Origin of the sequence: Paraburkholderia sp. SIMBA_054 (assembly GCF_046534875.1) — a bacterium.
GTDB lineage: Bacteria > Pseudomonadota > Gammaproteobacteria > Burkholderiales > Burkholderiaceae > Paraburkholderia > Paraburkholderia hospita.
On sequence record NZ_JAWRXV010000571.1, the window covers coordinates 1 to 286 of the forward strand.

General features: G+C 65.4%; 1 protein-coding gene. It reads left to right on the forward strand.

What is annotated here, in order from left to right; all coding sequences use genetic code 11:
• Positions 1-286, forward strand: a 286-nt coding sequence (locus SB822_RS56385; RefSeq protein WP_410859016.1) for a glycosyltransferase, incomplete at both ends; no start/stop codon positions are given.

Below are 286 nucleotides of genomic sequence, written 5' to 3' on the forward strand. Positions count from 1 at the left end.
CGATATAAGGCAGGCAGAGCTGCTAGTGCTGAGCAGCCGCTATGAGGGCTTCGGCATGGTGCTTGGCGAGGCCATGGCGCTCGGCACGCCGGTTCTATCGACGGATTGCCCGACCGGCCCGCGCGATCTGCTGGAGGGCGGCAAAGCCGGCCTGCTAGTACCGCCGGGCGATGTCGACGCGATGGCGCTGGCCATGGAACGTCTTCTCACCGAGACCGAACTGCGCCGTAGCCTCGTGCAGGCAGCTTCACAAAAGGTCGCCAGTTTTGCGCCCGCAAGCGCGAAC